At 73.1% G+C, this 8,637-nt stretch carries 8 protein-coding genes; 2 read left to right on the top strand and 6 right to left on the bottom strand.

The features are described from left to right. Positions 1-36: 36 nt before the first annotated feature. The 4 genes from ACFVIM_RS29350 to ACFVIM_RS29335 form a co-directional block, all read right to left on the bottom strand. Entirely contained in the window at positions 37-495 is a 459-nt protein-coding gene (locus ACFVIM_RS29350) for a hypothetical protein (protein WP_384307528.1), read from the bottom strand. A 453-nt stretch (positions 496-948) separates the two neighbouring features. After that, complete coding sequence (locus tag ACFVIM_RS29345) at positions 949-2,226, bottom strand: ROK family protein (RefSeq protein WP_384307525.1); 1,278 nt, start codon at positions 2,224-2,226, stop codon at positions 949-951. 3 nt (positions 2,227-2,229) lie between these two features. Continuing rightward, complete coding sequence (locus tag ACFVIM_RS29340) at positions 2,230-2,760, bottom strand: toxin-antitoxin system, toxin component (protein WP_384307531.1); 531 nt, start codon at positions 2,758-2,760, stop codon at positions 2,230-2,232. A 110-nt stretch (positions 2,761-2,870) separates the two neighbouring features. Continuing rightward, positions 2,871-3,539: a helix-turn-helix domain-containing protein gene (locus tag ACFVIM_RS29335; RefSeq protein ID WP_384307523.1), complete on the bottom strand. Its 669-nt coding sequence runs from the start codon at positions 3,537-3,539 to the stop codon at positions 2,871-2,873. Between the two features lie 236 nt (positions 3,540-3,775). Between ACFVIM_RS29335 and ACFVIM_RS29330 the strand changes: the two genes are divergently transcribed. Together ACFVIM_RS29330 and ACFVIM_RS29325 are read left to right on the top strand one after the other, a co-directional pair. Next, positions 3,776-4,825, top strand: coding sequence for a helix-turn-helix domain-containing protein (locus tag ACFVIM_RS29330; protein WP_384307521.1), 1,050 nt, complete (start codon positions 3,776-3,778; stop codon positions 4,823-4,825). 407 nt (positions 4,826-5,232) lie between these two features. Then, complete coding sequence (locus tag ACFVIM_RS29325) at positions 5,233-6,708, top strand: M20/M25/M40 family metallo-hydrolase (protein ID WP_384307519.1); 1,476 nt, start codon at positions 5,233-5,235, stop codon at positions 6,706-6,708. Positions 6,709-6,760: 52 nt separating this feature from the next. Here the strand turns inward: ACFVIM_RS29325 and ACFVIM_RS29320 are convergent, their stop codons facing one another. Further along, complete coding sequence (locus ACFVIM_RS29320) at positions 6,761-7,306, bottom strand: hypothetical protein (protein WP_384307516.1); 546 nt, start codon at positions 7,304-7,306, stop codon at positions 6,761-6,763. A gap of 282 nt (positions 7,307-7,588) precedes the next feature. Beyond that, positions 7,589-8,637, bottom strand: a 1,049-nt coding sequence (locus tag ACFVIM_RS29315) for a homoserine O-acetyltransferase (RefSeq protein ID WP_384307514.1), incomplete at its 5' end; no start/stop codon positions are given.

The raw sequence follows: 8,637 nt of genomic DNA, 5'->3' as shown, positions 1-8,637 counted from the left end.
GCCCCGGCGTGTGCCGCCGGGGCACCCCCGGTCAGATCAGGGGCCGGTGAGCACCAGGCAGCTGGCCGTGTTGTTCCAGGGGGCCAGGTTGGACCGGCTGGTGTTGGGTTCGAGGTGGACGTAGTCGCCCGTGCAGGCCGTCCCGGCCTCGCTGCCGATGGTCCACAGAAAGCCGTCGCGGTTGGTCAGGTTGGCGGCGGAGCTGGCGCCGTTGTCCACCGAGGCGGTGCTGCCGTGCCAGTTGTTGTTGCGGAACCACTGGTCCGTGTCGCCGAACGAGTACTCGTTGCCGGTGAAGTTGTGCCCGCCGTAGATCCAGAACCGGCCCTGGAGCGCCGAACCCGGGGCCGGGTCCGGGGCGGCGGCCGGGTTCGCCACGGGAGCGGGCCGGGACCGCGCCTCCCCGGCCGCCTGCGCCGTCGGCGCCACGGTGATCGACAGGACGACGGCGGCGGAACACGCGGCGAGGCCGGTGAGCGCTCGTTTGACGGTCATACGCATCGTTTTCCCCTTGTGGTCGGGTGGTGATCGAGGCCGGCCGCTGTCCAGCGGCTCGCCGGGGGCACGGAGTCACGGTGTGGGGCCGTGGCGCGCCGAGGGGGTGTGCTCGGAACCCGGTCTCGGCGGCTCTCCGGTGGCTCTGCTTCCATTTCCCGGCGAGCGTGGATTGTTCGGTAGGCCGGGACCCGGGTGAAACAACCGTCCCAGCGATGTTCGCCGGGAAAGGTTGTTGCACGGATCGTCGAGTGGCGCCGGAGCCTCCGGACGGGGGCCTGATGTGCGGAGCGGCGAGCCGGAATGGCCACTGTTACTCATAAGGTGTGAGGGGTGCGAGGGGCTCAGAAAGGCCGGGCTCGTCCGCCCCGTTGACGACCCGCCGCCGCACCCCTCGGGAGAGGGCCGTGACGCCCCGCCCGGAAAGACCGGAAAGACCGGAAAGAGGGGCCCTCAGCCCGGTACCACCCGTGTCCCGAAGGAGAGCGGGTCCGTCAGCACATCCTGGACCACCAGCGCCGCCGCACCCCGGGAGGCGTCGGCCGCCGGGGAGGCGGGGCGCAGCCGGTTCCCGGCGGCGGGCCAGAGGCCGGAGACCACCCCGGCGCACAGCTCCTGGGCGGCCGGTGGCATCAGCCAGGGCGTCAGCTCCCGGTAGATCCCGCCGAGGACCACCGCGTCCGGGTCGAAGAGGTTGACCGCCCCGGCCAGCACCCGTCCGAGCATCAGTCCCGCCCGCTCCAGGGCGTCCAGGACGCGTCCGTCACCGGCGCGGGCCCGGCGCTCCAGCTCCGTCACCGCGTCGGCGCCGCCGCACCCGTCCACGCCCGCCGCGCGCAGGAGCGCGTTCTGTCCCGCGTACTGCTCCAGACAGCCCCGGGAGCCACAGCGGCAGCGCGGGCCGTCGGGGGCGACGACGACATGGCCGATCTCCCCGGCGTAGCCGTGCGCGCCGCGCAGGAGTTCGCCGTTGAGGACGAGCGCTCCGCCGACGCCGATCTCGCCCGTGACGTAGAGAAAGGTCCGTACCCGTCCTGAGCCGCCGAACCACAGCTCGGCCAGGGCCGCCAGATTGGCCTCGTTCTCGGAGCGGATGGGCAGCGCGGGCAGCCCGGGGCAGAGCGCGGCGAGCGCGGCCGTGAAGGGGGCCTCGGCCACCACCCGGCTCCAGCCGAGGTTGGGGGCCTCGCGGACCGTACCGTCCGAGACGAGTCCGGGGACGGCGAGCGCGACACCGACGGGACTCAGGTCCTGCTCCAGCGCGGAGGTCAGCGCCCGCGCGGCGATGGCGGCGGCGCGGTGGAGCACCTGGCCCGGCGGGGTGCCCCGGTTGTCGAGGTGCTCGACCAGCCGGACCCGGTCGGTGCCGGCGAGGTCGACCACACAGACCGACACATAGTCGACGTTGATCTCGACGCCGATGCCCGCGACCCCGGTCCGCGCCACCTTCAGGACCGTGCCGGGCCGCCCCGCCTGGCCGCTGAACGTCTTGCCCGACTCCGAGAGGAAGCCCGACTCCAGCAACTGCTCGACCAGGGAGGAGATCGCGGCACGGGTCAGCCCCACCCGGGCGGAGACCCCGGCGCGGGTGATCTCCCCGGCGTCCCGCACGGCGCGCAGGACGAGGCTCAGATTGTGGCGGCGGACGGTGTCACGGCCCGCCTTGGGCTCCAGGGGGTCGCGTCCGGGCGCGACGGAGCCGGGGAGTATCACCGGGAGCGGCTGGTCCACGTATCAGCCCTGGGGCCCGCGGTATCCCAGGGACGCCTCGATCCGTCCGGCGAGCCCTTCCCGGTGCCGGGGTCCGCGCGCGGTGGACCCCGCCAGCCAGGAGCGGCACTTGGAGCCGAGGAGCAGTCCGAAGCTCTCGGCCTCGCTCTCCTCGGTCTGGTCGAAGTGGGTGCGCGCGGCGACCTTGAGGACGGTGTCCTGGAGGTCGGCCTCGTCGCTGAGCAGCCGGGCGGCGACGGCCGCGCCCTCCACATGGTGGGAGCAGTGTCCGGCCTTCATATGCCACAGTTCATGGCCGAGAATGACCAGCTGGTGGTCGGGCGCGGTGCGCTCCTCGATGACGATCAGGTCCTGGTCGGTCATGTCCAGCCAGAGTCCGCTCGCGGTGCCGGGCGGGAAGGTGGCCGTGCGGTACCGGACGGGCCTGCCGCGCCGTCTGCTCATCTGGCCGCAGAGCGCGGTGTAGAGATCGCCGGGCTCGGCCGGGGCTGGCAGATCGAGTCCGGCTACCAGTTCGCCGCAGAGCCGACGCATCTCCTTGCCAATGCTCACCGTTCTCCTCTCCACCTGTAGCGGCCGTGGGCACACCCGCGGCACCACCCTGCCCTGACCACCGGCCCGTTCTGAAGACAGGTTTCCGTCAGTCAGACGTCATCGGGCCTCGTGGAATCGGCCGGATCTGTCGGTTTGACACTCTCCAGCAGCATGTCGAGCCACTCGGTGACCTTGTCGCGGTGCTTGTCGGTGGGCAGTTGCGCGGCCCGCCAGGCGATGCCGCGCACTCCGTGGTCCTGGAGGAGCCGCTCCAGCGGGTCGGCGTCGGCGGCGACGTCGGCGCAGTCCTGGAGCAGCCGCTGCTCGGTGCGGAGCAGCGCGTCATGGAGGGCGTCGGGGTCCTCGGCGGTCAGGAAGCCCGCGTGGACGCCGAAGAACCGCTGGATGGCGTCGCAGTGCTCCATCGTGGGGCGGCGGTCGCCGTTGATGAGGGCGCCCGCCTGCTGCCGGGACATTCCGGCGCCGTCGGCGATCTCCTGCTGGGTGTAGCGGCGGCCGTTGGGCTTCAGCCGTGTTCGGCGCAGCAGGTCGAACCGCTGGAGGAAGCGCGCCTGGAGGTCCGGTTCGCCCGCGGGACGCCCCGTGAGCAGGGCACCGACCACGTCGGCGGGGACTCCGGATGCCTCCGAGAGCAGGTGGACGTCGAAGACCTCGCCGTGGCTCAGTCCGAGTCTGTCCGCGAGTTCGGCGACCCGGGCGACGGACGCCGCCACAAGGTCTGCGGCCGCCGGGCCCGGAACCAAGAAGCCGTCTGTCACCAGTAGGTCTCCTAGATCACACGAGATGGCTCCGCACACAAGGGGCTGCCCGGAGGTTAACCGTTTCAGGGAAGCGCAACCAGCTCTTGCCACAGTTGTGGCGAGATCTCGGCGCTCAGCGACACTGAATGCCACGATAGTTGACATCGTTGCGCTTCCGGTAGCAGGATCGCCAGGCGGGGTGAAGATCCACAGGGCGCTGCCGCAGCGGGACTTCGAGAAGGGTGGCGTTCTCGATGACACACATGGCGGGCAATGGCCGTCCGGGTGTCCACGGGCGTGGGACAAGCCGCGGAACGCTGAGGTCCAGGAGACTCGCCGAGATACTGCGCGAGCGCAGGGAAGAGCTGGGACTCGGCGTCGCGGACGTCGCCGCCCGGCTCGGCATCACCACCGGCGAGTACGCCGAGTGGGAGGCCGCCACCCGCTCCGACTGGACCGAGGAGAACCTCTACGCCCTGGTCGACGCGTTGGAGATGAGCGACCAGCAGGGCGGCTGGCTCTTCCGGCTCGCCCTGGACAGTGAACCGTCCCGCCCGTTCGGCCCCGCCGCGCGCACCACCATCCCGCTGGGACCGGCCCGTCCCTCGGGTCCCGCCTTTCCCTCGGGTCCCGTCCGTCCCTATGTCAACGTCCGTACACCGCCCCCCGGACCGTCGGTCTCCTCCGAGCCCGCCGCCGTCACCGACCCGGGCACCCTCGCGTACCTCCGCGATTACGCGGCGATGATGGACACCGTCCCGCTGCCCTCGGTCCTCTACGACCGGCGCTGGGACGTCACCCATGTCAACCCCGCCTTCCACACCCTCTTCCGGGGGATGGGCCAGCACCCCACCGCGATGCCGGACCAGAACTTCCTGCGCTTCGTCCTCTTCCACCCCGACGCCGGTACGGTGCTGGGCGACCGCGAGACGAGCTGGTGTCTGCCGCTCCTCGCCCAGCTGGAGTCGGCGCTGGAGCGGTACGAGGACGACGGTGTACTTCAGGCCATTCGCAGCGACATCGCCGACGACCCCATCATGGACGCGGCCTACCGCTGCGGCCTTCCGCACTGGATGCGCGCCACGGGCGCGGCGGCCGTCCACCACGACGGCGCCGTGCGGCCGTTGCTCCACCCCGACCCCCAGTACGGCCGCTCCGAGTGCCGGATCGTGGACGAGACCCCTTCCACGCTCCAGGACCGGGGGTACACCCGGATGACGCTGGTGCTGCGGGAGCGGCACGGCGCGGGCACGCCCAACGTCCGCCGTGGCAAGTCCCATCTGCGGGCCGTCTCGGGCGGCTGACCGGTTTCCGGCCGGGCACGCGGTCCGGGCGTGCGGTCCCGTCGCGCGCGGTGCCTCCGTAGGCGGGTGACGTCCGCCGGTCCCGGACGCCGGTCCCGGACAGCGGTCCCGGACAGTGGTCACGTACGCCGGTCACGGGAAGCTGTCACGCGCACCGGTCACGTCCGTCGGTCACGTCCGTCGGCCACGTACGCCGGTCACCGGCAGCGGCCCCCCCGTCCCGGTCACGGGCCTCGGCCACGGGCGGCGGTCCCCGCGCCGGTCACCGGCGTCCGGCCGCGCGTCCACCGGCCCGGCGGCCGACCGTGATGGCCACCCGCGTCGCCCCAGGTACCGGGGGGCCGTTCCGCCCCGCCCCGCAGTTGCGTGGTCTTGTCATGTACCCGGGGTAGGCGGACGATGACGGCATGTCGCAGCACACCCCACGGGAAGACGCTGTCCCCCCACCACGCACCACACCGCGCCGTGCCCTCATCGCCACCACCGGAACCGCCCTGCTCGGCACCGCGCTGACCGGAGCCACCGCGCTTCCGGCCACGGCCGTCTCCGCGCCACCAGGACCGGCCCCCTACCCCCCGCCCGGCGCCGGGCTGCCCGCCACCGCCCAGCGGCCCGGCCGGGAGCTGCGGGAGCTGCTCGCCCGGATCGACGAGGAACGGGTGGAGCGCACGGTGCGCGCCCTCGCCTCCTTCGGCACCCGGCACACCCTCTCCAGCCAGGACGACCCCCGCCGGGGCATCGGCGCCGCCCGGGACTGGCTCTTCGGCGAACTCAAGCGGTACGCGGCCGTCAGCGGCGGCCGGATGTCGGTGCGGCTCCAGAGCTTCGTCCAGGAGCCCGGCCCCCGTATCCCCGAGCCCACCCGCATCACCAATGTCGTGGCGACCCTGCGCGGCACCACCGATCCCGGCCGCGTCCATGTCGTCTCCGGCCACTACGACTCCCGCGCCAGCGACCCCATGGACGCCGTGAGCGACGCGCCCGGCGCCGATGACGACGCCTCGGGCGTCGCCGTCGTCCTGGAACTGGCCCGGGTGTTCGCCCGGGCCAGACCCGCCGCGACCCTGGTCTTCGCCGCCGTGGCGGGGGAGGAGCAGGGGCTGTACGGGGCCGCGCACATGGCCGCCGCGTTCAAGGCGGCGGGTGTGGACGTCCAGTCCATGTTCACCAATGACATCGTTGGCAGTCCCGTCGCCGAGGACGGTACCGAGGACCCCTTCGCGGTCCGGCTCTTCGCCGAGGGCGTCCCCTCCTCCGAGACCCCGGCGGAGGCCGCCGTGCGCCGCTCGGTCGGCGGTGAGAACGACTCGCCCTCCCGCCAGCTCGCCCGCTTCGTCCGCGATGTGGCCGAGAACGAGGCGACCGGCATGCGCGTCCGGGTGATCCACCGCCGTGACCGCTATCTGCGGGGCGGTGACCACATCCCCTTCCTGGAACGCGGCTTCCCGGCCGCCCGCTTCACCGAGCCCGCCGAGAACTACGCCCACCAGCACCAGAACGTCCGCACCGAGGACGGCGTACGGTACGGAGACCTGCCCGATTTCTGCGATCACGCGTATATCGCCCGGGTGGCCCGGGTCAACGCCGCCACTCTCTGGAGCCTGGCCCACGCCCCCGGCACCCCGGCGGACGTCCGGGTCCTCACCGGTGAGCTGACCAACGCCACCGAACTGGTCTGGCGCCGGAGCGAGGAGAGCGACACGGCCGGGTACGAGATCGTCTGGCGGGAGACCAGCGCGCCCGAGTGGACCCATGTGGTCCCGGTGGGGAACACCACCCGCCACCGGATCGAGCTGTCGAAGGACAACGTCTTCTTCGGGGTACGGGCGATCGGCCGCAACGGACTGCGCAGCCCGGTCGTCTTCCCGCTGCCCCGCCGCTGACCGGCCCGCCCTCCCTCACCGACGCGCGTCGGCCGGGCCGGCGCCCGGAGGGCTACTGCACCACGACGACGGTCGTGCCCTTCGTCGCGAAGTCCCACATCGCCAGCCCGTCCTCCGCGCGTTCGCGGATCGCGCCCGTCTTCAGGTTGAGGGTGGGCGGCGGGGACGAGCCGTCGACCGCGTTCGAGAAGGCGGAGGAGCGGCCGAAGTAGACCGCGTTCTGGATCTTCACCCCATCGCTGCCGGTGCCCTCCTTGCGGCGGAAGGTCACCGTGTAGGAGCCCGCGTCGGGATGGACCGTGCCCGGCCAGACGGAGAAGGTACGGGCGACCTTGTCGCCGGGCTCGACCAGCCAGACCCGGGCCAGCTCCAGGGAGTAGACCACCCGGCGGCCGCTCCCGGACCGCTCCGGGAGCGTGGGCGGGGCCTTGGGCGCGGTGGAGGGGGCGGGGCCGGGACGGGAGCCGGGCGCGTTGGTCAGCGTGGTGCGCTTGAGCGGATTCTGCTCCGCCTGGAAGGCCAGCACCACCACACCCGCGAGGGCGGCCGTGAGCAGTGTGACGACCCAGCCCGCCGCAGGCACTGTGCGTGACGACACGTTGGTGACTCTCCCCTGATTACCCACTGGTGGGAACTCCCGACAGGTCTATGTGCCGATGAGATTACCGCTGTTCGCTGTGGGCGCCGGACACCCGTCCGGGGCTCCGGCCACGCGGGGGAAGGCGCCGGGTGGCCGGAGCCCTGAGGGGGTGGTGTGCTCCCGGGCGAAGCCGGGGGGAGCGCCCCGGGACAGGGCCCGGCGCCGGACACCGCGGCGCCCCTCCCTGGATGTCGTCCGGGGGAGGGCGGCGCTCCGTCGCGGACCCGGCCCCCCGGGGCGTCACACCTGGCGCGGCAGCAGCTCCCGCACGAGATCGGCGACCCGGGGGGTCTCCAGCAGGAAGCCGTCATGGCCGTAGGGGGACTCGATCACCCGCAGACCGTCGGCGCCCGCGATCCCGTCGGCGAGCACGTGCTGTTGCGACAGGGGATAGAGCCGGTCCGAGTCCACCCCGGCCACCAGCGTCCGGGCCGTCACCCGGCGCAGCGCGGCGGCCACCCCGCCCCGGTCCCGGCCGATGTCATGGCTGTTCATCGCCTCGGTCAGCACCACATAACTGCCCGCGTCGAACCGGCGCGCCAGCTTCGCCGCGTGGTGGTCGAGATAGGACTCCACCTGGTAGCGGCCACCGCGCCAGGGGTCCTCGGCGCCCTGGGGCGCCCGCGCGAACCGTGCCTCCAGCTCGGCCGTGGCCCGGTAGGTGATCTGCGCGAGACGGCGTGCCTGTCCCAGGCCCTCATGCGGACCCTCGCCGGGAGCGGCGTCGTGGTAGTGGCCGCCGCGCCAGCGGGGATCGGCCCGGATGGACCGCAGTTGCAGTCCCGACCAGGCGATCTGCTCGGCGCTCGCGGCGGCCGTACAGGCGAGCAGCAGCAGCGCCGCCACCCGCTCCGGCCACCCCACCGCCCACTCCAGGGCCCGCATCCCGCCCATCGAGCCGCCGACGACCAGCGCCCAGCGCCCGATGCCCAGCAGATCGGCGAGGGCGACCTCGGCCGCCGTCTGGTCCCGGGTGGTCAGGAACGGGAACGTCCCGCCCCACGGCCGCCCGTCGGCACGGACGGAGGACGGGCCGGTGCTGCCCTGGCAGCCGCCGAGCACATTGGGCGCCACGACGAACCAGCGCCCGGTGTCCAGCGCCCGGCCGGGCCCGATCAGCCCGTCCCACCAGCCCGGCGTCGGATGGCCGGGGCCCGCCGGTCCGCTGACATGGCTGTCACCGGTGAGCGCGTGCAGCACGAGGACCGCGTTGGAGCCGTCCGGCGCGAGCCGCCCCCATGTCTCGTACGCCAGGCGTACCCCCGCCAGCTCACCGCCCGCCTCCAACG

It is taken from the genome of Streptomyces sp. NPDC057638, from assembly GCF_042800315.1.
Lineage (GTDB): Bacteria > Actinomycetota > Actinomycetes > Streptomycetales > Streptomycetaceae > Streptomyces.
The sequence above is the reverse complement of the archived record's forward strand: the minus strand, read 5'-3'. Positions and strand labels throughout refer to the sequence as shown.

Excerpts from the sequence above, each read along its gene's own strand:
- ACFVIM_RS29350 (WP_384307528.1), bottom strand. The coding sequence starts at position 495 with ATGACCGTCAAACGAGCGCTCACCGGCCTCGCCGCGTGTTCCGCCGCC.
- ACFVIM_RS29340 (WP_384307531.1), bottom strand. The coding sequence starts at position 2,760 with ATGCGTCGGCTCTGCGGCGAACTGGTAGCCGGACTCGATCTGCCAGCC.
- ACFVIM_RS29330 (WP_384307521.1), top strand. The coding sequence starts at position 3,776 with ATGACACACATGGCGGGCAATGGCCGTCCGGGTGTCCACGGGCGTGGG.
- ACFVIM_RS29325 (WP_384307519.1), top strand. The coding sequence starts at position 5,233 with ATGTCGCAGCACACCCCACGGGAAGACGCTGTCCCCCCACCACGCACC.